Raw genomic sequence first — 986 nt, forward strand, 5'->3', positions numbered from 1 at the left:
AAACTCCCACTTTATATTCTGCATAAAATACAGTAATCGATTGAACCAAAATAGGAACTCAGCTATGGTTTGTTTATCAATAAAAATAAATAAAAAAACGAGTTAATCTACAGGCTCGTTAGTTGCCTATGGAGTTTCAGTTGCACTTTGATGAATTAAAATCGATTATCGATACTGAAAATGCCCAAGAATTAAGTCTTACTTCTAATTCTTGGGAAATCATTAAAAACTCTAATTCCGAAGTGAATAATTGGTTATCTGAAGATCAATTCAGTCTCATTTTTTCAGGTGTTTCTGAATCTAAATATGGCGAAACAGTGTTTGTATTTGAGACCTTTGAACGTAAATATAAACACTCAGGTTTAACTAAAAGGTTATGCGAACAGCTAAATTTAAAATGGTCTAAATTTGATAAATTCCAAAGCTCTACTGAAATTTTAGATTTCTATATGGTCCCCAAAAGTTTAAATTGGGTTCTGTACGCTAACAGAGACTTTTGGCAATTCGCAAAAGGCAACTAACAAGTTGCACAAGCAGGACAAAATACAGTTGGTTTTTTGCTCGTGCCTCGCTTATTTTAACCAACTATATTTTGCCTCTTAGCAAGGCGTTGAGGCTGTAGAATTACTCTTTTTAGGAACGTATCCAACTATTCTTGGTTGGTTGCTTTTTAACCTTGAATCCATCTGTTCGCTGTGATCTAATAGATATTATTCACCCACGGTAAACTGTTATGGCTAACTACAAGCCTGACTTATCCTGTCAAAATAAATTCATTCCTATCAATTTCGCTGAGCAAATTCTGCCTGGCACTTTTGAGTATGCCCTTTGTTATATTGTCGAAAATAAACTCGATTTATCGGGGTTTGACGCGTGGTACAACAATGACAAAACGGGCGCGGCGGCGTATCCACCTTCGGTAATGCTAAAGATTATTTTACTGGGCTATGCACATGGTTTGATCAGTAGCCGTCGAATTGCTAAAG

2 protein-coding genes are annotated in these 986 nt (G+C 35.8%); both read left to right on the top strand.

What is annotated here, in order from left to right:
• Positions 1-140: 140 nt before the first annotated feature.
• Positions 141-521, top strand: coding sequence for a hypothetical protein (locus I6F48_RS21190; protein ID WP_166421953.1), 381 nt, complete (start codon positions 141-143; stop codon positions 519-521).
• Positions 522-733: 212 nt separating this feature from the next.
• On the top strand, positions 734-986 hold a 253-nt coding region (locus tag I6F48_RS21195; protein WP_197120112.1), incomplete at its 3' end, for a transposase.

It is taken from the genome of Pseudoalteromonas sp. SWYJ118, assembly GCF_015864505.1.
In the GTDB taxonomy this organism is placed as follows: domain Bacteria; phylum Pseudomonadota; class Gammaproteobacteria; order Enterobacterales; family Alteromonadaceae; genus Pseudoalteromonas; species Pseudoalteromonas arctica.